General features: G+C 60.1%; 19 protein-coding genes. 8 read left to right on the plus strand and 11 right to left on the minus strand.

Annotation, left to right across the window (positions count from 1 at the left end):
* Positions 1-20: 20 nt before the first annotated feature.
* On the minus strand, positions 21-3398 hold the full coding sequence (locus D7024_RS14875) for an Ig-like domain-containing domain (RefSeq protein ID WP_243113858.1): 3378 nt from the start codon (positions 3396-3398) through the stop codon (positions 21-23).
* Positions 3399-3485: 87 nt separating this feature from the next.
* Positions 3486-3755: a helix-turn-helix domain-containing protein gene (locus tag D7024_RS13035; protein WP_243113784.1), complete on the minus strand. Its 270-nt coding sequence runs from the start codon at positions 3753-3755 to the stop codon at positions 3486-3488.
* Positions 3756-4057: 302 nt separating this feature from the next.
* Here D7024_RS13035 and D7024_RS13040 point away from each other — a divergent pair, with 302 nt between their 5' ends.
* The gene (locus tag D7024_RS13040) at positions 4058-4486 is read left to right on the plus strand and encodes a helix-turn-helix domain-containing protein (protein WP_121452179.1); all 429 of its coding nucleotides are present in this window, start codon (positions 4058-4060) and stop codon (positions 4484-4486) included.
* Positions 4487-4947: 461 nt separating this feature from the next.
* Complete coding sequence (locus D7024_RS13045) at positions 4948-5478, plus strand: hypothetical protein (protein WP_121452180.1); 531 nt, start codon at positions 4948-4950, stop codon at positions 5476-5478.
* 6 nt (positions 5479-5484) lie between these two features.
* Here the strand turns inward: D7024_RS13045 and hflX are convergent, their stop codons facing one another.
* From hflX to D7024_RS13065, 4 genes are read right to left on the minus strand one after another with little or no spacing between them, the layout of a single operon-like run.
* Entirely contained in the window at positions 5485-6768 is a 1284-nt protein-coding gene (gene hflX, locus D7024_RS13050) for a GTPase HflX (protein WP_121452181.1), read from the minus strand.
* A gap of 1 nt (position 6769) precedes the next feature.
* Entirely contained in the window at positions 6770-7768 is a 999-nt protein-coding gene (gene amrS, locus D7024_RS13055) for an AmmeMemoRadiSam system radical SAM enzyme (RefSeq protein WP_121452182.1), read from the minus strand.
* 25 nt (positions 7769-7793) lie between these two features.
* Positions 7794-9197: an AmmeMemoRadiSam system protein A gene (gene amrA / locus D7024_RS13060; protein ID WP_121452183.1), complete on the minus strand. Its 1404-nt coding sequence runs from the start codon at positions 9195-9197 to the stop codon at positions 7794-7796.
* Positions 9198-9243: 46 nt separating this feature from the next.
* On the minus strand, positions 9244-9948 hold the full coding sequence (locus tag D7024_RS13065; protein WP_341467004.1) for a LysE family transporter: 705 nt from the start codon (positions 9946-9948) through the stop codon (positions 9244-9246).
* Between the two features lie 228 nt (positions 9949-10176).
* Between D7024_RS13065 and D7024_RS13070 the strand changes: the two genes are divergently transcribed.
* The 6 genes from D7024_RS13070 (at position 10177) to D7024_RS13095 (ending at position 17198) form a co-directional block, all read left to right on the plus strand.
* Complete coding sequence (locus D7024_RS13070) at positions 10177-12600, plus strand: 3-hydroxyacyl-CoA dehydrogenase/enoyl-CoA hydratase family protein (RefSeq protein WP_121452184.1); 2424 nt, start codon at positions 10177-10179, stop codon at positions 12598-12600.
* Between the two features lie 56 nt (positions 12601-12656).
* Positions 12657-13832, plus strand: a complete 1176-nt coding sequence (locus D7024_RS13075) for an acetyl-CoA C-acyltransferase (protein ID WP_121452185.1) — start codon at positions 12657-12659, stop codon at positions 13830-13832.
* A 29-nt stretch (positions 13833-13861) separates the two neighbouring features.
* Positions 13862-15616, plus strand: a complete 1755-nt coding sequence (locus D7024_RS13080; protein ID WP_121452186.1) for an acyl-CoA dehydrogenase FadE — start codon at positions 13862-13864, stop codon at positions 15614-15616.
* Between the two features lie 30 nt (positions 15617-15646).
* Positions 15647-16240, plus strand: a complete 594-nt coding sequence (gene fadR, locus D7024_RS13085; RefSeq protein ID WP_121452187.1) for a fatty acid metabolism transcriptional regulator FadR — start codon at positions 15647-15649, stop codon at positions 16238-16240.
* Positions 16241-16443: 203 nt separating this feature from the next.
* A complete protein-coding gene (locus D7024_RS13090) occupies positions 16444-16707 on the plus strand; it encodes a hypothetical protein (RefSeq protein WP_121452188.1) in 264 nt (87 codons plus the stop codon).
* Between the two features lie 113 nt (positions 16708-16820).
* Positions 16821-17198: a hypothetical protein gene (locus D7024_RS13095; RefSeq protein WP_121452189.1), complete on the plus strand. Its 378-nt coding sequence runs from the start codon at positions 16821-16823 to the stop codon at positions 17196-17198.
* Positions 17199-17617: 419 nt separating this feature from the next.
* On the opposite strand, the gene D7024_RS13100 is transcribed toward D7024_RS13095, so the two are convergent.
* The 5 genes from D7024_RS13100 to D7024_RS13120 all read right to left on the minus strand — a co-directional run bounded on the left by D7024_RS13100 (position 17618) and on the right by D7024_RS13120 (position 21366).
* Positions 17618-18244 carry a flavodoxin family protein gene (locus D7024_RS13100; protein WP_121452190.1) on the minus strand — a complete coding sequence of 209 codons (627 nt, stop codon included), beginning with the start codon at positions 18242-18244 and terminating at the stop codon, positions 17618-17620.
* Between the two features lie 99 nt (positions 18245-18343).
* On the minus strand, positions 18344-19123 hold the full coding sequence (locus tag D7024_RS13105) for a thermonuclease family protein (protein WP_207666935.1): 780 nt from the start codon (positions 19121-19123) through the stop codon (positions 18344-18346).
* A gap of 94 nt (positions 19124-19217) precedes the next feature.
* A complete protein-coding gene (gene rlmD, locus D7024_RS13110; RefSeq protein ID WP_121452191.1) occupies positions 19218-20603 on the minus strand; it encodes a 23S rRNA (uracil(1939)-C(5))-methyltransferase RlmD in 1386 nt (461 codons plus the stop codon).
* Positions 20604-20627: 24 nt separating this feature from the next.
* Positions 20628-21128: a 2-thiouracil desulfurase family protein gene (locus D7024_RS13115; protein WP_121452192.1), complete on the minus strand. Its 501-nt coding sequence runs from the start codon at positions 21126-21128 to the stop codon at positions 20628-20630.
* 4 nt (positions 21129-21132) lie between these two features.
* The gene (locus tag D7024_RS13120) at positions 21133-21366 is read right to left on the minus strand and encodes a hypothetical protein (protein WP_121452193.1); all 234 of its coding nucleotides are present in this window, start codon (positions 21364-21366) and stop codon (positions 21133-21135) included.
* Positions 21367-21626: the final 260 nt, after the last annotated feature.

A 21626-nucleotide genomic window follows, 5' to 3' on the forward strand; every position in this document is an offset into this window, starting at 1 on the left:
ACACCATCCTCCCGCGCAGCTTACGGGTAGATGTAGCCCGGAGCGGTCACCGCGATCCAGTAGCCCTTCCCAGGTTGCAGGTTCTCTCCCGCCAGCACTTGATGGAAGCGCTGCGTGGCCGCGTCGTAGCCGTAAATCACGGTATACTTGCCCGCCATCGCCGCCAGGTACTCGCTGGCCTTCTCGGGCACCGTGGACTTGAAGCCGATGAGGTTCCAGCCCGGCACCAGTTCGTAGCTCGGTGGTACCTGCGGGCCTACAGGCATTTCTACACCTTCCACGGCGAAGGAGCAGTCGCCGTTGACCTTCACCCAATAGCCCTTGCCGTCACGCATCACCGTGAGGCTGCTCGGCGCTCCCGGCGCGTAGGACGACCACTTGCCTGCGACAGCATCATAGCTCCAGACTGCCCCGAGCTTATCATAGACGCTGGCCAGCACAGTCCCGATAGATGGTTCGTTCGGGATGAGCGGCAGCGACACCAGGTTCCAGCCGGCCTTCAGCGTTACCGTCGGCATGGTTGTGCTGAAGCTCAAGGTGTAGTCCTGAGCCAGGGCGTTGCCCGCCAGGTCCGCCACAGCGCCGGCAGGAATGATCACGGTGTAGGTGGTGCTATAGGCAAGTTTCTCCTTCGGGCCGATGGTCAGAACCTTGCCGGTCAATGCCACATCACAGTCCACCGGGTTACCGGCAGTGTCCTTCAGGACGATCTGGCTGAAGCTATTACCCCGCTGTACGACCTCGCTGAAGGTCACGGTAATGACCTTGTCCACCGCGACGCCGCTGGCCTTATCCTGCGGATCCGTGCCTTCCACCGTCGGTGGCGTGGTGTCCGGAGCCGGTACCGGCTGCACCGTCAGCTTCGCGGAGCCTTCCAGACCGGTGGTCCTGGCCGTGATGGTCACTTCACCGGCCGTGCTGTCCTTGTAATAGGCAGTGGCAGAGCTTTGGCCTTCCGCGACGGTGACCTGCGTGATCTGCTTGCCGCTCTCGTCCTCGAACCGGCCGGTGGTTGAAGAGGAGCTCAGCACCAGGGTGAGAGACGAACCATCAACAGCCACGGGGTTATCAAACCGGTCCACGACGGTGAATGTGATCTTGGCCCTCTCGTTCACCACCACCGAGCCGTCCGCTACAACGGCGATCTTTGCTGGCTCGGCAGGAACGACGGTGATGGTGCCCTCAGCAGGATCGAGACCAGGCGCGCTGACCGTTATCTTCTGGGCGCCGGCCTTCGTGTCGTAGTAGTAGACGGTGGTCTCGCTCTTGTCCTTGGCAATGGTCACAGTGCTAATTTCGGTACCGCCCTCAGCCTTGTCGTAGAACTTGCCGGTCGGCGAGTCAGCCTTCAGGGTCACGACGAGGTCGGCACTTTGGGCGACCGGGTTGCCGTACTGGTCGGTCACCTTAATCGACACCTCTCCGGTCGTGCCGGCGGTGATGGTTTCTGCAGTGATGCTCAGCGCGTTTGCCACCTGGCCGGCCGGGCGCACGGTGACGGATTTGGTGCCCTGAACATTAAACCCGGACGTTCCTTCTACTGCAACATTAGCAATAGCCGTAACCGTGTTCGGCCCAACGCTCGTGGGCCGGTAGTAGACAGTGGCCTCGCTCTTGCCAGCAGCAATGGTCACGCTGGGAACACTGGTTCCGCCGACGAGGCTGGTGTAGAACTCGCCGTCCTTGTTGTCCGTCAACGTCACGTTCGTGTTCTGGGCGACGGCGTAGGGATTGCCGTACTGATCCAGCAACCTGATGGTCAAGGGCAGGCGCAGGTTGACCTCGACGGAGTCATCGCCGGCGATCTCAAGCTTCTCCGGGCGCGGACCCATGAGCGTGACGGGTGCGCTTCCAGTGACGATGCCGGCGCTGGCGCTAATTGTAATGTCCTTCTGCACGCCGTCCTCGGGCCGCAGCTTGTCGTAATAGTAGACGGTCACGCTGGAGGCGCCGGCAGTGATGGTTACCGTTGTGATATCCGTGTCGCTTGTGGCGTCGGCATAGAAATTGGCGTTGCCAGTGTTAGAATCAGACGTAAGGTTTACAGTAAGAGGACTCGCCTGCGGCACCGGGTTGCCGTACTTGTCCTGCACCTCGATGGTTACCTCCGTGCGCTGGTCGGAGTTGATCTCAATACCTCCGGTAGCCGGATAGGCGTCGGCCACCTTGACCACGAAGTGCTCGTTGGCAGCAGGCACGATCTTGAACTCCACAGTGGCGGAAAGCGCCGGCTCGGCAATGCTGGCAGTGATGGTTACCTTGTCGGAAGCCTTGGTGTCACTGAAGGTGAAAGTAAGGTCACTTGATCCAGAGCTGATCGTGGCGGTGGCCTTCAGCTTGTCACTTTGCTGAGTAACACCGCTTCCGCCCCACGTTACCGTGTCGGCGTTGGCACCCTGAGCGGTCAGGGTTACAGTGTAATCTTTATCGGCACGGAACGCGTTGCCGTAGGCGTCCTGGAGCTGCAGAGTGAAGCTCCTGGTATCTCCCGCTGTGAGCTGGGCAGGCGGCTGGACGAACACCAGCTTAGCCAAGGTGCCGTATTGTTCAACTGTAATCGTGATGGATTGCGGCTCGGGGGTTAACACAGGCGTAGTCGTAATTGCGATGGTTACGTTCTCCGCCTCCGTGTCCTTCAGGTAGGCGGTACCGCCGGTATTGCCGGCAGCGATAACGAGCTTATTACCGGTTAGCTCCTGGGTCGCCTCGGAGTCGGAGTAGAGCTTGGCGGAGTATACGGTAGTGGCGACGGTCTCTGTAAGTGTAAATTCTAGCGTTAGGTTGCTATCCATCGTGGTTACATTGCCGTAAACGTCCTGGATGACGCAGTTAACCGGTACAACCTGGTTGGCGACGAACTTAGCTCCGTTCTGCGGCTCAGTGATGACGATCTTCGCCGCCGCGGCTGGTTCGATGGTGACGCTGCCGTAGGCCGTGGTCGTGTCCACCGTGGTCCTCACGGCGAACTGGTAGTTGCCCGCCTTGGTAGGGTTATTGACTCCGCTAAATTCCACGGTCACCTTACCGCCCGCGGACACGGTCAGCTCGGCCGGGATACCAATTCTAACAATGTTGCCCAACGATGTTCCCGCCGGCTGATAGGTTTTTCCATCATAGGTTATCCCGGTAACGGACGCATTGGTTACGTCGTAGCCGGTGGGGAAGACCACGGTGATCTCGTCGCCCGGCTCTAGGCCGCTCGTGGCGGTAAAAGCGACAGTGTAGCTGACGCCCGCGGCCCCAGCCGTAGGATTGCCAGCCGTGACGCTGACGCTGCCCACCTGGCCCGCCATCGCCGGCACAGCCGGCAAAAGCGTCAGGAGCATGGCGAGCAGAGCCAGGACGGAAACGGCCTTCCTCCCGGCCTTCCTGGAAATGAAGAACTTGCTCTTGCCCATCAAAATCACGTTCTTTCTTATCCCCCTCTCAATCTAAGATAACTTTCAGACACTACCTGTAAACGATGCCTTTTCCGCTGCCGCCTTTCAGTCGCCGGGGCTTCCCCTTGCTCCACCGCCACCGCCTTCCGGCTCACCTTCCTCCAATCGCGAACCGTGATTATCCCGGCCAAAAAAAAGCTCGTCCACGGTCACGCCGAAGAAGTCGGCCAGTTTCTTCTCCACCTCCTTGCGGGGGTGGCGGTGGCCGCCCTCGATCATGGCGTAGGAGCTCTGGCTGATGCCCACTGCTTCGGCTACCTGCCGCTGGCTGAGGCCCATTTTGAGCCTCAACTGGTACATCTTTTCATTTCTCACCCCGCTCACCCTTCGGCTGGTGTTGAAAGAACAAAACCTCCCCCCTTCCTGCCCGGCTGCAGCGCCGGCCGGCCCGTTTCAACCCCGCGGTGCCGGCCGGCTGCCGTCACCCTCTGACTATTACTATAATCACAATTCGCGATTGCTGTCAAGGGTCCACCGGTTAAAATTTGCGCCGAACGTAAATAATTAGTAGAAGGTTTTTATTTCTTATCACATTATGCGCTTTAACGGAAAATCCGTTTTTTATTTTCTTTCCCTCTTTCACAAAACGTGTTAAATTACGATCGAGGTGGGTCGACATGTCTTCCCTCGGCGAAAGGCTGGCTTATCTGCGCAATCAAAGAGGATTGTCCCAGGCGGAACTGGCCCGCCTGTTACATATGGGGCAGAGCACCATTGCCATGTACGAGAAAAACAGGCGCTCGCCGGACAACCAGTCTCTCAAACGGCTGGCCGATTTCTTCGGCGTTTCGACGGATTACCTGCTGGGACGCACCGACCGGCCTTACGGAACCGGCGGGGAGGGTGCACCCGGGAATGCACCCCATGACGCGGAGCTGTACGCAGTTGCGGCCGACCCCCTGTTTGCCGGCCTGCTCAGGCAGGTACCCGACCTGACGGAGGAAGAAAAACACTCCCTGGTTGAGCACTGGGAGTGGGCCCTGCGCTTTATAAAGAAGGAGAGGGAGCGGCGCAGGAAAAGGGAGGAAGGGAACCGGAAGGGATGACAGGGCGAGGTTAGCACCACATCCAGCCGGGTTCACTGAATATTTACAGGGGAAGAGTTTGAAGTATCCCCTGTTTTTTAAAGCCCCTGTTTTGGCTCGGTAGCGAGCGACTTGAGCCGAGCGGCCAGTCAAACTTAGCGAGGCGAAAAGCGAAGGCAGGCCCGAGGGCATGGATGCCCGAAGCCGGCAACTGAGGCAGGATGCCGAATTTGCCGGGAAGCCTGTCGGAGCTTTGAGCCGAGCACTAGTTTGGCCCGCGAGGCTCACCGGAGCGAGCGAGAGCCAAAACAGGGTAGCTGGAAAGTGGGAATAACCCAGGGGAGGAGTAATGATTTTTTTATCTTCCCCAACTTTTCAACAAAATCCGACTTAACCGTGGTTTATAATAAAATAAAATGAGAAATAGTTCAAGGATACGCTGGTGTCCTTAAGAAGCATTTCTACCGAGCGGAGGGGTAGCCTTGAGTTCAGCCGTTCAGCTGGCCCTGGCCCTGATCAAAAAGTACCGTCTCGAGGGGCCACCGGGTGTTTACCAGCTGTACAGGATAGCCAGGAGCGAAGGGATCATCCTGACCCGCTTCCCGTTTAAAGGCCGGGTCAAGGGAAGGTACGTGCGCACGGGGGACGGCATCGCGCTGCTCACGGTGAAAAAGGGGCTTTCCAGGCCGGAACTGAAGCACATGCTGGCCTACGGCCTGGGCCAGCACTGTCTGAATGTCACCAGCGGCATATACGTGCACGGGTTGACCGGAGGAGGGGAGGAAGAAAACGCCGCCGAAGATTTTGCCGCCCTCCTCCTGCTGCCCCCGGAAACGGGCAGCGCAGGGACGAAATTCCAGAAGATTCATGAAGTGGCAGATGCCTTTCACATACCCGCACCCCTGGTGCGCCGCCGGTTTAACCTGGAAGAGCGGCTGGCAAAGCACGAACATGTGGTTCAGGAGAACGCCCCCTTCCCGGCAGGCGCCCGGCCGGCCGCCGGGAGACTTTAGGCAGGGTTATCCGGAAATTCTGCCGGGATTATCTTTTCCCAGCAGGGCCGCCGCCCGGGAGGCCCACACCGCGCCCAGCTCCACCTCCAGAAGCACCCCCGCGGGGGTGTCTTCCCGCCGCAATACCTCCCCTTTTTCGTAGAGCAGGTTGAGAACGTCTCCCCGCCGGTAGGGCACCAGGAACTCCCGCCGCACCCTTTGATCCTTTAAGACGTCCATGATGAGCCGGCGCAGCTCATCCAGGCCCCGGCCGGTAAGGGCGGAAACCGCCACCGCCGGCCTGCCCGTCGGGAGCAGCCAGGTTTCTTCAGCAGTTAAGCGGTCAATTTTATTGTAAACCAGGATGGTGGGCTTTTCCCCCGCCCCCAGGGAGGCCAGCACATCCTCCACCGCTTTAACCTGGTCCGGGTAATCGGGGCTGCTCACGTCCACCACGTGCAGGAGCAGGTCGGCCTCCACCACCTCCTCCAGGGTGGCCCGGAAGGCGGCCACCAGGTGGTGGGGCAGGCGGCGGATAAAACCGACCGTATCTGTAAGCAGCACCACCTCGTTGTTGGGCAGCACCAGGCGCCGGGTGGTGGGGTCCAGTGTGGCAAACAACCTGTCTTCGGCCGGGACGTCCGCCCCCGTGAGGGCATTGAGGAGGGTGGACTTGCCGGCGTTGGTGTACCCCACCAGGCTGACCAGGGTCAGGGGCACGCCCTGCCGCCTGGTGCGCAGCAGGGCCCGGTGCCGCCGCACCTCTTCCAGCTCCCGGCGCAGGTCGGTGATGCGCCTTTTGATGCGCCGCCGGTCGGTTTCCAGCTTCGTCTCGCCGGGGCCCCGGGTGCCGATACCGCCCCCCAGCCGGGAAAGCTCGGTTCCTTTCCCCGCCAGCCGGGGGTAGAGGTATTCCAGCTGGGCCAGTTCTACCTGCAGCCTGCCCTCCCGGGTACGCGCCCGCCGGGCAAAGATGTCCAGGATGAGCTGGGTGCGGTCGATGACCCGCACCCCCAGTTCCTCCTCCAGGTTGTGCACCTGGGCGGGGGAAAGCTCATGGTCGCAGATTACCAGGTCAACCCCCAGCTCCCGGCAGGCGGGAGCTATTTCATCGCGCACCTTGCCCCGCCCCAAAAAGGTGGCCGGGTCCGGCCGGCGGGCGCGCTGCACCACCCTGCCCACCACCTGCGCCCCGGCAGTGTCCGCCAGCCGGGCCAGTTCCTCCAGGGATTCCTCAACTTCACGTTCATCTTCATGGGGCAGTTGAAGGGTTATAAGTAATACTTTTTCGTAATCAGGTAATTTTTGCATTTCACACCACTACCTTCACTTCCGCCCCGCAGTAACGGCACCGGTTCCCTTCCAGTCCACGCACCTGCACCCTGTAGCCGGTGCGGCGGATGAGGGTTTCGCCGCAGGACGGGCAGAGCGTGTCGCTGCCGCCCAGCTCCGGGGCGTTGCCGATGTAGACGTAGCGGAGCTTTTCCATGGCTATTTGCCGGGCTTTTTTCAAAGTCTCCAGGGGCGTGGGCGGCAGATCAAACCTGTAACTGGGGAAATAGCGGGAAAAGTGCAGGGGTATATCCGGGTCGAGCCCGGCCACCCAGTCCACCAGGCGGCGTATCTCCTCTTCCGAATCGTTTAAGCCGGGAACCAGCAGGGTGGTTAGCTCCACGTGGCAGTGCCCGTGGGCGATCTCCACCGCACGCAGCACCGGTTCCAGGTGGCCGGCGCACGTCCCGCGGTAATATTCATCAGTAAAGCCCTTCACATCAATATTCATGGCGTCGATGTAGGGCAGGATCTGCCGCAGGGGTTCTTCGTTGACGTATCCGTTGGTAACCAGTACGTTCTTCAAACCCTCCTGGTGGGCCAGGCGGGCCGTATCGTAAACGTACTCGTACCACATGAAAGGTTCGTTATAGGTGTAGGCCAGGCCCACGCAAGGGCGGCCCCGGGCGATTTGCTCTCTGGCCGCTGCCACGGCCTGGGCCGGGCTTAAATAGAGGGTATGGGGGTCGGCGTGGGCAATCTGCCAGTTCTGGCAGAAGCCGCAGCGCAGGTTGCAGCCCACGCTGCCCAGGGAAAGAATATCGCTGCCCGGGTAGAAGTGGTAAAGGGGCTTTTTTTCAATCGGGTCCAGGGCGTAAGAGGAAACCCGGCCGTAATTGAGGGTATACAGGATGCCCTGCTGGTTTTTGCGCACCCGGCAAAAGCCGGCGTGACCGTCCCTGATGTTGCAGAGCCTGGGGCAGAGGCGGCAAAAAGTACAGCCGTCGTTCCCTTTTTCGTAAAAAAGCGCCTCCTGCACGCATAATCCCCCCCTTACCCCACCTTCAGTGATACCTTTTCACTTCAAAGCGCATGAGCTTGACGGGCTCATGGGGGCCGATGCCCGCCTTCCGCCGGGCGATGGCCACCTGCTGTTCGGCCGTATCTATGCCTTCCAGGTCGGGCAGGAGCAGCCCCTGCCGGCCGCCCGCCTGCACAATGACGCCGTATTTTTTGGGATCCAGGCCGGCCACGCTCTCCACCGGTTCCGGCTCCTGGAGCACGTCCACGGAGATTTCCAGGTCCGGCAGTTCATCTTCCGTAACCGGGTAAAACCGGGGGTCCCGCACGGCGGCGCTGATGGCGTTCATGGCCACCTCTTCCACGATGTGCTTGTACTGGGGTGTGACGGTGCCGATACACCCCCGCAGCTGGCCGTGCTTGTGGAGGGACACAAAGGCACCGGCCCGGCGGGCAAACTCGGGCGGGATACCCGTTTCATCGTAAAGCCGGGACCGCCCGGCAAAGTAGTTTTCCAGGGAGCGCCGGGCCACCCGCACGAGAAAGCTTTCATTACGTAGACGTTCTTCCCGGGCCTTTTGTTCCGCCGCGCTTAATTTTTCCCATATCCGCCTCCGGGGATCCGGTTCTCCGGGAGCAAGGGAGGCCACCATGTAACCCACGCCAAACGGCCCTTCGTAAGAAAGAACCTCCGCCTTTACGGCCAGCCCGTCAAAGGCGCCGAAGGCCATGATAATGGGCCGCAGGCCGCATTCCCCGGCCCGCTCCACCAGCCCGGCGTCCAGGTTCAAAATTCCCTCGATGTCGGCAGCCGCCACCAGGCGGGCGATTTCCCGGTCGAACTCCCGGCCCCGGGGATCGTAACCGGCCGGCGCGTCCGGGGTCAGGCGGTGGGACAGGTCGCCGCTGGCCAGGACGGCCACCTTTTTCCCCAGCTTCTCCGCCGCCCCGGCCAGGGCCATGCCGAAGGCGTAGAGCTGGCGGTAAGGCAAAAGCCCCATGGCCACCGGCACCAGGGGCAGGTTCACACCCGCCGCGCGCAGGAAGTAAAGGGGCACCATGGTCCCGTGGTCCAGTTCCAGGTCCAGACCGTAGCGCCGGGCCGTTTTTTCATCCACCTGCAGGACGGTTATGCCCGGTTCCCCGGCCCGGGCCGCTATTTCCCGCACCAGGGCCGGGTCATTTTCCACCTCGAAGCTTACCCGCCGGGCACCGAACCGGCCCAGGTCCCCCCGCAACTCTTGAGCCGCCATGATGGCGATGCCGTCCCGGAAAACCGGGCCGTGGGGGGAAATCACCACCAGCGTTTCGGCCCCGCTTTCCTTCACCCGGCGGCCGAGTTCCAGCATGGCCTGCCGGGATGAAATGACCCTGTCCGCCTCCGCCCCGCCCACCTCGGGGACCATGACCGGGGGGTGCGGGCAGATACCGCCGTAAACAACGGGCATTTCAACCACCTCGCTTAACCGCGGATTCCACCAGGTGCAATAAAAATTATATCGCCATGCGCCCCGCAGTACCCATGTAGATGAAGGAGGCACCCAAAAAAACCAGGAAGGCGCCGCAGGACACCAGGATGCCCCGGTAAATGGACGGGGTTAAAAAGCGCCGGCCGCCGGCCACCGCCGCCGCCACCAGGCCGTACCAGGCCAGGTCCGATAAAATATGGCCGCCATAGAAGCTCACCAGCCCGGCGGTTCCCTGCTTTAAGGAGAGGACTATGTAACCCAACCCCACCGTGGCCCACCAGAGCGTCCAGTAGGGGTTGGACAGGCTGACCAGAATTCCCGACAGCACGGGGTGCATCCTCCCGGCGGGCAGGGGGTCGACCTTTTGAGGGCCGGGATTGGGACCGCCCCCCGGCGGCGCCGGACCTGCCTGAACCGGCTGCCCGCAGCCCACGTTCAGCACCACCCGGCCCAGCCAGGCATCCCGGGCCATGCCCCAGCCCAGGTAGATTAAAAAAATCCCCCCCACCACGGCAATGCTCCTGCCCACCACGGGGGCGGTGAGCAGGGAAGCCAGGCCCAGGGCCAGGGCTATAACCAGCGTCCCCTCCAGCAGGGCATGGCCCAGCACAATTAAAGGGCCGGCCGCAAACCCCCGCCGGGCGCTTTCCCCAATGGTCACCGTGAGAAGAGGTCCGGGCATCATGGCACCGGAAAGTCCCACCACAAAGGCTGTTGAAAAAATGGCCATCAGTTCCAATAAAATCCCTCCCCGGGCAACATTTTCTGTATATGTGGAGGAAAATCCTGCCCGGGTACAAAATTTTGCCCCGGTACCCGTGTTGGACCCGCCGGACAAAATGATTATCATAAGTGTTCCCCTTTTCCCCTTTTTGTAAAAACCCCTTGACCGGCAAGAAAAAATAGAATATTCTTTATATGACTGAATGCTCATTCATTTCAAAAAGGAGGCGAGGTTATGCGGCGCAGGATCAGGAAAGCTGCCGTGCTGGGCGCCGGCGTGATGGGCGCGGCCATAGCCGGACACCTGGCCAACGCAGGCATCCCCACTTACCTGCTCGACATCGTACCCGGGGAACTCACCCCGGAGGAAGCCAAACAGGGCCTGACCCTGGAACACCCCCGGGTACGCAACCGCCTGGCGACAAAGGCCATTGAACAACTGGTGAAGGCCAAACCGGCCCCCCTCTACCTGCCGGAAAACGCGGAGCTCATCACCCCGGGCAACCTGGAGGACCACCTGGACAGGCTGGCCGAAGTGGACTGGATCATCGAAGTGGTGGTGGAACGGCTGGACATCAAGCAAAACCTCCTGGCCCGGGTGGAGAAATACCGCCGGCCGGGCACCATCGTCAGTTCCAATACCTCGGGCCTTTCCATCAACAAGATGGTGGAAGGCCGCCAGCTGGAATTCAGACAGCACTTCCTGGGCACCCACTTCTTCAACCCTCCCCGCTACATGCGCCTTTTAGAGATCATCCCGGGCCGGGACACCCTGCCGGAAATCGTGGACTTCATGAAGGATTTCGGTGAACGGGTGCTGGGCAAGGGCGTGGTAATCTGCAAGGACACCCCCAACTTCATTGCCAACCGCATAGGCGTCTACGGCATGTGCGCCACCATCCGGGCCATGCTGGACACCGGCCTCACGGTGGAGGAGGTGGACGCCCTCACCGGCCGGGCCCTGCTGCGGCCGAAAAGCGCCTCCTTCCGCACCCTGGACATGGTCGGGCTGGACGTGCTGGCCCATGTGGCCCGGAACATGTATGAGGCCGTGGACGACCCGGCGGAAAAGAAAACCTTTACCGTTCCCGACTTCTTAAAGGAAATGGTGGCCAGGGGCTGGCTGGGGGATAAAACCGGCCAGGGCTTTTACAAAAAAGTGAAGGGTCCCGCCGGGACTGAGATTCAAGTCCTGGATTACAGGACCCTGGAATACCGCCCCAGGCAAAAGGCCCGGTTCCCCTCCCTGGAAATGGCCAGGACCGCCGGCAGCCCCGACAAACAGCTCCAGGCGCTGCTTTTCGGCAAGGACAAGGGGGCGCAATTTGCCTGGCGCATTACCAAGGAAGTGCTGGTGTACGCGGCCAGCAAGCTGCCCGAAATTGCCGGCGACATCCAGTCCGTGGACGAAGCCATGAAATGGGGCTTCAACTGGGACCTGGGCCCCTTTGAGCTGTGGGACGCCATCGGCGTGCCGCGCATGGTGGAAAGGCTGAAAGCCGAAGGGGAACCCGTGCCGCCCGTGGTGGAGGAACTGCTGGCAGCGGGCCGGACCTCTTTCTATGAAAAGAGGGAAGGCATCCGTTACATCTTCGACTGGCGCACCAAGGAAAGCAGGCAGGAGCACATCCCGGAAGGGGTCATTTTCCTCGCCCCCCTGAAGGAGCAGAACCGGGTAGTCAAGTCCAATTCCGGTGCCAGTTTAATTGACCTGGGCGACGGGGTACTCTGCCTGGAGTTTCATTCCAGGGCCAATGCCATCGGCGGCGACATTGTTCAAATGATTAACTATGCCGTGAAGGAAGTGGAACAAAATTACGAGGGCCTGGTCATAGGCAATTACGGTCGCCACTTCTCCGTGGGTGCCAACCTGATGCTCATTTTAATGGAAGCGGAAGACGAGGAATGGGACGAACTGGACCTGATGATCCGGGAGTTTCAACAGGCCAACATGAAGTTGAAGTTCTGCTCCAAACCGGTGGTGGCCGCCCCCCACAGCATGGCCGTGGGCGGGGGCTGCGAGGTCTGCCTGCACTGCCACCGGGTCAACGCCCACGCGGAAACCTACATGGGCCTGGTGGAGGTGGGCGTAGGCCTGCTGCCGGCAGGCGGCGGGTGCAAGGAAATGGTCCTGCGGGCCATGGAGCGGCAGACTCCCGAAACCCAGATCAAGGTGGGAGGCATTAACACGGTCCAGCCCCTGATTAACCGGGCCTTTGAAACCATTGCCATGGCCAGGGTATCCACCAGCGGCCCGGAGGCCGTCAAGCTGGGTTACCTGCGCCCCACCGACCGCATCACCACCAACCGGGACCGGGTTATCGGCGATGCCAAGAACCTGGTGCTGGAAATGGCCCGACGGAGTTTTCGTCCTCCCCGCCCGGCCACCATCCCGGCCGTGGGCACCGCCGGCTACGCCGCCCTGCAGCTGGCCATCGAGACCCTGCGCTGGGGCAACCAGATCACCGAACATGATGCCAGGATCGCCAAAAAAATTGCCTACGTACTTACCGGCGGCGGCGTGACCCCCGGCACCCCCATCACCGAGCAGGATCTTTTGGACCTGGAAAGGGAGGCCTTCCTGAGCCTTTTAGGCGAACCCAAAACCATCGAACGGATCCGCCACATGCTGGCTACCAACAAGCCGCTGCGGAACTAAACAGGACGGCTGCAGGCCGGTAGAAAACACGCATTAAGAACGGAGGGATCTCGGAAATGCAGGAAGCCGTAATTGTCAGCGCCGTGCGCACGGCAGTGGGCAAGGCCCCCCGGGGAAAATTGAGGAACACCCGCCCCGAGGACATGGCAGAAGCGGTGCTGAAAGAAGCCCTGGCCCGGGTACCCGGGCTGGATCCGGCGGAGATAGACGACGTAATTTTCGGTTGCGCCTTTCCCGAGGCCGAGCAGGGGATGAACGTCACCCGCAACATAGTCCTGAAGGCCGGACTGCCGGACAGCGTCCCGGGAGCCACGGTGAACCGCTACTGCTCCTCCGGCCTGGAAGCCATAGCCATCGCCGCCACCCGGATCATGGCCGGTTTCGCCGAAGTTTATGTGGCCGGGGGCGTGGAGAGCATGAGCCTGGTGCCCATGGGCGGCAATAAAACCATGCCCGACCCGGACCTGATGGAACGGATGCCCGAAGTCTACATGGGCATGGGCTATACCGCCGAAAATGTGGCCGAACGCTATAACATCAGCCGGGAAGACCAGGACGCCTTTGCCCTGGCCAGCCACCGGAAGGCCATCGCCGCCATAAACGCGGGGAAGTTCAAGGACGAAATCGTACCCCTGACGGTCACCGAGAGGGTCCGGCAGAACGGCAAACTGGTGGAGCACAGCTTTGTCTTCGACACCGACGAGGGCGTCCGCCCCGACACCAGCATGGAGGCCCTGGCCCGGTTAAAGCCCGCTTTCAAGGTGGGGGGAACGGTCACTGCGGGTAATTCCTCCCAGACCAGCGACGGGGCGGCCTGCGTGGTGCTGATGAGCGGGCGCAAAGCGGCGTCCCTGGGGTTAAAGCCCCTGGCCGTTTTCCGGGCCTACGCCGTGGGGGGCTGCCCGCCGGAAATCATGGGCATCGGCCCCACCGTAGCCATTCCCAAGGCGCTTAAACTGGCCGGCCTTACCAGGGAACAAATAGATCTCTTCGAGCTGAACGAAGCCTTTGCCTCCCAGGCCCTGGCCTGCATAAGGGTGCTGGAGCTGGACCCGGCCAGAATCAACGTCAACGGCGGCGCCATCGCCCTGGGCCATCCCCTGGGCTGCACCGGGGCCAAGCTGACCACCACCCTGCTCTACGAGATGCAGCGCCGGCAGGCCCGCTACGGCGTGGTGAGCATGTGCATCGGCGGGGGCATGGGCGCGGCGGGAGTGTTTGAAAGGGTGTAGTAAAAAAAATATTTAAGGAGGTCATACTCATGCTGCAAAAGGGCGGCGCCTTTTTACTGGAAACCATCAACCCCCGGGACGTATTCACCCCGGAGGACCTGTCCGATGAACACCGCATGATCCGCGACACGGTGGCCGACTTCGCGGCCAACGAGCTGGCCCCTAAAGCCGAGGAACTGGAGCACCAGCCCGAAGGGCTCATGCGGGACCTGCTGGCCAGGGCGGGAGAACTGGGGCTTTTGTCCGCCGATATACCCGAGGAGTACGGAGGCTCCGACCTGGGCAAGATTGCCTCCATCATCATCACCGAGAACATCGTGGCCGGCGGCTCCTTTTCCCTGGCCCACGGCGCCCACACGGGCATTGGCTCCCTGCCCATCGTTTTCTTCGGCAATGATGAACAAAAGCAGCGCTACCTCCCAAAACTGGCCACCGGGGAATTGATTGCCGCCTACGCCCTCACCGAACCCAACGCCGGTTCCGACGCCCTCTCCGCCCGGACCAGGGCGGTACTGTCCCCCGACGGCAAACATTACCTTTTGAACGGGGAGAAAATGTTCATTACCAACGCCGGCATTGCCGACGTTTACGTCACCTACGCCAGAGTGGACGGGGAAAAGTTCACCGCCTTTATTGTGGACCGGGACACCCCCGGGTTCAGCCTGGGAGCCGAGGAAAAGAAGATGGGCATCAAAGGTTCTTCCACCCGCAGCATCATTTTTGAAGACGCCCGGGTACCGGTGGAAAACCTGCTGGGCGAAATTGGCAGAGGCCACGTGATTGCCTTTAACATCCTTAACATCGGCCGGTTGAAGCTGGGCGCGGGGTGCACGGGCTCGGCCAGGCTGGCCATAGAGCTGGCCGCTAAATACGCCCTGCAGCGGGAGCAGTTCAGACAGCCTATCGCCAAATTCGGCATGATCCAGCACAAGCTGGCCCAGATGGCCGCCCGGACTTATGCCGCCGAGAGCATGATTTACCGCATCACCGGCATGATTGAAGAATCCCTGGCCGGCAAAACCGCCGGTGCCGAAGTGGCCGCGGCCATTGAAGAGTACACCATTGAATGCTCCATAGCCAAGGTCTTCGCCTCGGAAGTACTGGATTACGTGGTGGATGAGATGGTGCAGATCTACGGCGGCTACGGCTACATCCAGGACTACCCCGCCGAGCGCTTCTACCGGGATTCCCGGATTAACCGCATCTTTGAAGGCACTAACGAAATCAACCGGCTGATCATCCCGGCTACCCTGGTCCGTCGCGCCATGAAGGGACAGCTGGCCCTCCTGCCGGCGGCCAGAGCCCTGGCAAAAGAAATCCTCAACCTGCGGGCCGCCGCCCCGGAGGATGACGGGAAGCCACTGGCTTCTGAACGGGCCATGGTGGCCATGGCCAAAAAGCTCTTCCTGCTGGTGGGCGGCCAGGCAATGGAAAAATACATGGATAAGCTGGCCAAAGAGCAGGAAATCATCGGCATCCTGGCCGACCTGGCCATCCAGATTTATGCCATGGAAAGCGCCATCTTGCGTGCGCTGAAAGCCTGGGAAGCAGATCCCCAGGGCGCTCAAACCAAACTTATTCTGGCCCAAACATATGTCCAGGACTCCTTCCCCCTGCTGGAAAAGTGGACCCGGGAGGCCATGTGCTTCCTGTTCGAAGGGGATATGCGGCAGACCCAGCTCTCCATCGTCAAGCGGATGTGCAAACACCAGCCGGTGGACCTGATCGGCCTGCGCCGGCAGATTGCGGAACGGGTACTCACAGCGGAAAAATATGTGGTATAATATTCCCCAGCACGGGAAAGGAGTTTACACGTGGCTAAAAGAAGCGGCGACAAGTACCGGGCTATTATTGAAGCGGCGGTAAAGGTAATTGCCGAAAACGGCTACCACAACGCCCAGGTTTCCAAAATCGCCCGGGAGGCAGGGGTGGCCGACGGCACCATCTACCTTTACTTCCGCAACAAGGAAGATGTGCTCATTTCCCTATTCAAGGTGAAGATGGGCGAGTTTATTGCGGCGGTAAAGCGGGAACTGCAAGCCTGTGCCGGGGCCGCGGAGCAGCTGGCCCGCCTGATCGAGCTGCATTTCACCAGGCTGGAGGCGGACCGCCACCTGGCCACGGTAATGCAAATACAACTGCGGCAGTCGGACCCCACCATTCGCCAGGGCATAACCGAACCCCTGAGGGCTTATTCCCGGCTCATCGAGGGGGTTGTCTCCCGTGGCATCGAAACCGGGGAGTTCCGGGCCGACCTGGACGTGCGCCTGGCCCGGCAGATGATTTTCGGAACCATGGACGAGGTGGCCACCTGCTGGGTGATGTCCCACCGCCCTTACAGCCTGGTGGCCCTGGCGCCGGAGGTTTACCGGTTGCTTTTCCGGGCCCTGGCGGCAAAGGACGGCTGACCCTGAAAAAAACGGCTTTAAGGGCCTGCCCTTCTGGCAGGCCCTTTAGCACAGTTATGGGTTCTTTTCTGACGCCATCCCTCTTAGTTCTACAGTATAATACTTAAATCCCTTAAATTTGAGGCAGGAATAATCCACGCTAACCGCCAATTAATATTAGTGGGAGATGCTCCATAGAGAAGGGGGGCTTAAGGAGAATTCCCATGGCTGCGAACATACTCAAAACCCCGTTTCTGGTCAACGATCTGGTCGTCTACTTTGTTTCCCCCCGGGTAGCCCATGTGGTTGAAGTGGATTGCCGGATTGAACTAACCACCACACCCGAAAGCTGTACATGCTGCACTTTTCGTTTCCGCTCCCGCCTCGACCCGGGCTTCCGCTGCCGGCACATAGAAGCAGTACGGCAGGTTCTGGAGCGGGCCCGCCGCGCCGACTCCGGCTCCGAACAGGTTATTTGCGGGCACTAAATTGGAAATAATAATCTGGTGAGGCAGGAATTCCGGGCCCAAATTTTTTGCCCCCACTGTGGACAACCCGGCCTGCCCTGAAGACCGGAACTCAAAGAGCAGGTGTGTGTGTGATGTCAGCCAAAATCTATCCCTTCCCCAGCACGGAAGACCAGCAGGTGATCCAAACCGCCATCCACGTTTTTCTCACCAGCCAGACCGGACGCGCCCGGGACACCATGCTTAAGACCATCCGGGCGGTGCTGGATCGCTACCGCATCTCCAAGTTCTCTTTTCCCGATTATGTGGTGGAAGCCACCCGTATGCCGGGGTACTCGGTGGTGCGGGCGCGCAAGTATGTCACCGGTACGGTCTGCCCCCAGTGCGGCGAAAAACTGTACGGCCTTTCCAGCAGGGTGCGCATATTAAGCGTACAGGAGCGCCGGAACTGCCACCTGGTTACTTACGGCTGCCGCTGCGGAAAGATCTTTGCCAAGCAGGAGCAATGTTAGTGAAAAACATCCCCCGGTTACCGGGGGATGACTATTTTTTGCATAAATGAGCCCCTATTGGTAACATTTGTCTAGAGAAAACATAATATAACAACAAAACTAAAAAAAGGAGGAATCACACATGCCGGATCTTGAAACCAAGCGTTTCAATCCCGCTGTCGAGTTGATACTCGGTATAATTATAGCCTTCCTGGGCGTGCTGGTATTCATTGCCGGCATCCTGGTAATCATTTTCTAAAGGACGTAACCGTCCTTTTCGCAAGTCATTCTTTTAACCGGTCAGCTGAAAGGGTGACCGGTTTTTCTTTAAGTTACCATAAGGGGCTGGAACGCGCCACCATGGCATATGACGTTCCAGGTTGATTCCAAACTTTCCGACTGCTCAGCGCGCAACGTTCCAGGTTGTTTCCAAACCTTTCTTAAGCCCGCCCAAGACGTTTAATCATCTCTACCATATTGCGCCCCAAACGGCGGCATTCCTCCAGGGCCAGCAAATCCTCGTGCACACCCCGTTTCCAGGAAATTTTACCTTCTTCCAGATTGTTAAACATGGTTCCCATGGCTCCACCGTTGTAAATGCCGCTTTCCTGGTCGCGGGTATCGACCAAAATAAGCCCCTGGGCAACCAGGAAACGTTCCATGATGACCTGGGCGTGCTCCTGCCCCCCGTTCCGCAGGCCGGCGTGGGTAACCGCTCCCCCCACCTTGCCGTGAAGCAGGTTCCTGGCCATGTGCATCCAGCGGGTACGGTCGATAAAATTTTTCATCAGGCCGGTCACATTGGCCCAGTACACGGGGGAACCAAGCACAATCCCGTCGGCCGCCAGCATTTTTTCGGCCAGCACGCCCATATCATCGTCTTTGATGGAACATTCCGTTTTACCCAGGCAACGGTTGCAGGCCAGACATGGCTTAATGTTGTAATCGACAAGTTCCACCAGTTCCGTCTCCGCGCCGGCCCTGGCGGCTTCGTCCAGAACCGCCTGCAGCATGACGGCGGTGTTCTTCCCCTTGCGGTGGCTGCCATTAATTGCTAAGATCTTCATGAAAATCCTCCCTTTTTCATAAAAGTTTGATTTTTGATACTTTCGCCTTGATTGCCCTAAACTCCTGCCACAATTAAAATTACAGGTTCAGGAATTTCTCTAAGGCTTGCAGGCATTACAGGGTTCATACCCTGCATCCAGGGCCTCTTCCCGGGTGGCAAACCTCACCCGGTTGTCCGGAGCCGTCTGCCGGCCATATTCGCAGTCAGGGCGGTGGAATTTCTTGCTACGAGCATTGCCGACGTAATAGGGCTCCCTATCCTTAACCTCCAGGCCCCACAGACCCCGCTTCTTTTCCCGGGCTTCCCGCTGCAGCTGCACGAAAAGGTCCGCGTATTTCACATTGGGCGGGACCGTCATCACCTGGGCATAGCCTTTGAGCAGCAGTTCGGCGTTGAACATGTGGCTGCGAATTACATCTTCCGCCGGGTCAACCCCGCCGGGAGGCTCAAGCCAGACATAGGCCAGGATGCGCCCGTAATGATCCCTTTCCTGCACATCCCTCTCCAGCCAGATGCGCTGGCCGTCCAAACGGCTCCTGGTGTAGGCGGAGGCTTCTTTACCGTAGGGCTCCACCTCCCTGGTTGACTCGGGAGTGTTCACGCCGATCAGACGTACCGTCTCGCTCTTCCCGTCCTTAAGGCGCACGACCAGGGTATCCCCGTCCACCACCCGGGTTACGGTGGCGGCCACCAGGCCGGCAGGCCCCTTCTTTTCACCCGGTTCAACGGGGGAAACAGACTGGCTTTGGGCGGGCGGCTTTTGCACTTTACCGTCCGTATCCGGAGTTTGGCCGGTATCCGGGGTACGCCCGGCACAACCAGCCGCCAGCAACATTAAGGTAACAAGCAAAACTGCCAGTACTCGAGGTTTATACATAACGAATCCCCCTGTAAGTTTGTTTCCCAACAATCAACCGTTTAAAGTACGACTTCTTCCGGGCCTGTGCCGCAGTATACCATTTAACTGAACATTATTCTTCCTCCAGGTCAACGTTTGCCTGCTCCAGAAGGCAGACGCACTCCACATGGTGGGTCTGCGGAAACATGTCCACCGGCTGGACTTCCACCACCCGGTAGCCGTGCCCGGCCAGGAAGCCCAGGTCCCGGGCCAGGGTCCCCGGGTCGCAGGAAACGTAGACCACCCGCGGCACCGGGCAGCGGGCCAGGGCTTCCAGGACGGAGCGGTGGCACCCCCGCCGGGGAGGATCCAGGACCAGCACATCGGGGCCGCCGCCCCGGTCAAAGAGCCGGGGCAGGAGTTTTTCCACCGCTCCCCGGACAAAGGAGACGTTGTTCAGGTTGTTGAGCCGGGCATTTTGCCGGGCATCGGCCACGGCCCGGGGCGACACCTCCACACCCAGCACTTCCCTGGCCTGCCGGGCCAGGAAAAGGGCAATGGTACCCACCCCACAGTAGGCATCCATCACCCTCTCCAGCCCGGTAAGCCCGGCGTACTCCCTGACCTTTTCGTATAAGACCCGGGTCTGCACCGGGTTGACCTGGTAAAAGGAAGTGGCGGAAAGGCGAAAGACGAGGTCGCCCAGGCGATCAGTTATGTATCCCTTGCCGTAAAGAGTCCTTGTATGTCCAACGTCAACCTCCCTGTCCGGAAGGACGGCCGTTTGCTGGACGACCGTCGTTACCCGGCCAATGCGGGCCAGCTCGCCGGCCAGTTCCTCCTGCCGGGGCCAGCGGTCTTTGGTGGTGGCCAGCACCACCATGGTTTCTCCCGTCGCCACGGCTTTGCGCAAAGTTACATAAGACAGAAGGGTTTTTGAGCCGTCCAGGAGACTCTCCCGATATTTATTCAATAAACATTCAATCATGAGGGCCAGGTTATTAAGTTCCCCGTCCACGATGTGGCATACGGCATCCCGTGCCATCCAGTGCCCCAGGACGTGGGAACCGGGGGCATAAAGGCCCAGGGCCAGCCTCCCAGCCCGGTGTGCCACGTGAAACCTTACCTTGTTCCGGTAATGCCAGGGGTTGTCCATTCCCAGAACGGGCAAAACTTTTACCCCGGTTAATTTGCCGATGCGCTCCAGGCTGTCCCGCACCAGCTTGGCTTTGTACTGCAACTGGTAGTCGTAGGGCAGGTGCTGGACGTGACAGCCGCCGCAACGGGCAAAAGAAGGGCAGCGGGGGCGGCAGCGAGCGGGGCCGGGGAGTAGCACTTCCTCCAGCCGTGCCCGCAGGTATTTCTTCCTAACCTCCACCACCGTTGCCCGTACCCGGTCGCCGGGCACGGCCAGGGGCACAAACACCACCTGCCCCTGCCAGCGGCCCACTCCCTCGCCGCTGTGGCTGAGGTCTTCCACCTCAAGTATGACTTGCTCTCCGGGCTGTACACAAGGCATGGTTATCCTCCAGGCAAAATTTAGTCATACAATCACATTTTCTCCCGGCCAATCCGCCCCGTGCGCCGGCCATTCCTTTTCCACATCTTCCTCTGTAAATATTTGAAAACCCGATTCCACCAGTAATGCCGCAGTTACGCCATGACCTGTTTTGACTTTCCCGCTAAACGACCCGTCGTAAATCCGGTCGTACCCGCAGGAAGGGCTCCGGGCCTTAAGAATGGCAGCCCGTATGCCGTGGTTCCTGGCGATCTCCAGTACAGCCCGGGCTCCCCGGATAAAAGCCCCGGTAACATCCTCCCCCTTGCAATTGACCACCCGCGCCCGCCCCTCCAGCACGTCCACTCCCGTACCGCCCTGTATTTCCGACGCCGGGCGCGGTACGGGCAACCCGCCCAGGCACTCCGGGCATACCGGTACTGCCCGGCCTTCCCTGACCAGTCTTTCCACCACCGCACAGGTCCGGGGCAATCCATCGTAGGAACAGGAATGCCCGGCCAGGCATGCGCTTACCAGATATTTCACTCATTCATTCCCCCCTGTTATTTCCGGCAAAAATGCAGAAACATAACAAATCCATTACGCAAATACCGGCATCGATATTCCGGGTCATGCCACCGTCCACAACCAGGTTGGCACCGCTTCCCGGCGAAAATTTCACCCCGGACACGGATCCTGCATACTTTTCCCGGCTGGCCTTGTTCCCGCAGGCTTTTATCCATTCCCGGCGTAACCGGACCGCTCTGGAAAAGGCCCTGGGCATCCAGAAAGTACGCCCGGCCCCCGCATATCCCTTCTCCCTCTCCCCTTAAAATCCTTCACATTTGAGCTACGTGCGGGCCTGGCGGGAAAAACGCCGGCTGGCGTAATCCGGGCCGGCCCGGAAGCAAAACCGGAAAGAACCATGCTGGTCGAGCCGGTGTCTTCCCCCGGCCGGTACCATGGGATACCGGGCAGGAGGGGGCGGCCTGCCCCCGTATGTTTGGCCACCAATCCCTGAGGATCCGGCAACAATAACCGGAA

It is taken from the genome of Desulfofundulus salinus, from assembly GCF_003627965.1.
GTDB classification, from domain to species: domain Bacteria; phylum Bacillota; class Desulfotomaculia; order Desulfotomaculales; family Desulfovirgulaceae; genus Desulfofundulus; species Desulfofundulus salinus.

Bases quoted from the DNA above. Each gene is read 5' to 3' on its own strand.
- D7024_RS13040 (WP_121452179.1), top strand. From the start codon at position 4,058: ATGTCTTCCCTCGGCGAAAGGCTGGCTTATCTGCGCAATCAAAGAGGA.
- D7024_RS13100 (WP_121452190.1), bottom strand. From the start codon at position 18,244: ATGAAGATCTTAGCAATTAATGGCAGCCACCGCAAGGGGAAGAACACC.
- amrA (WP_121452183.1), bottom strand. From the start codon at position 9,197: ATGCCCGTTGTTTACGGCGGTATCTGCCCGCACCCCCCGGTCATGGTC.
- D7024_RS13095 (WP_121452189.1), top strand. From the start codon at position 16,821: ATGTCAGCCAAAATCTATCCCTTCCCCAGCACGGAAGACCAGCAGGTG.
- D7024_RS13065 (WP_341467004.1), bottom strand. From the start codon at position 9,948: ATGGCCATTTTTTCAACAGCCTTTGTGGTGGGACTTTCCGGTGCCATG.
- D7024_RS13070 (WP_121452184.1), top strand. From the start codon at position 10,177: ATGCGGCGCAGGATCAGGAAAGCTGCCGTGCTGGGCGCCGGCGTGATG.
- hflX (WP_121452181.1), bottom strand. From the start codon at position 6,768: ATGCAAAAATTACCTGATTACGAAAAAGTATTACTTATAACCCTTCAA.
- D7024_RS14875 (WP_243113858.1), bottom strand. From the start codon at position 3,398: ATGGGCAAGAGCAAGTTCTTCATTTCCAGGAAGGCCGGGAGGAAGGCC.
- D7024_RS13105 (WP_207666935.1), bottom strand. From the start codon at position 19,123: ATGTATAAACCTCGAGTACTGGCAGTTTTGCTTGTTACCTTAATGTTG.
- rlmD (WP_121452191.1), bottom strand. From the start codon at position 20,603: ATGCCTTGTGTACAGCCCGGAGAGCAAGTCATACTTGAGGTGGAAGAC.
- D7024_RS13080 (WP_121452186.1), top strand. From the start codon at position 13,862: ATGCTGCAAAAGGGCGGCGCCTTTTTACTGGAAACCATCAACCCCCGG.
- D7024_RS13120 (WP_121452193.1), bottom strand. From the start codon at position 21,366: ATGCCCAGGGCCTTTTCCAGAGCGGTCCGGTTACGCCGGGAATGGATA.
- D7024_RS13075 (WP_121452185.1), top strand. From the start codon at position 12,657: ATGCAGGAAGCCGTAATTGTCAGCGCCGTGCGCACGGCAGTGGGCAAG.
- D7024_RS13090 (WP_121452188.1), top strand. From the start codon at position 16,444: ATGGCTGCGAACATACTCAAAACCCCGTTTCTGGTCAACGATCTGGTC.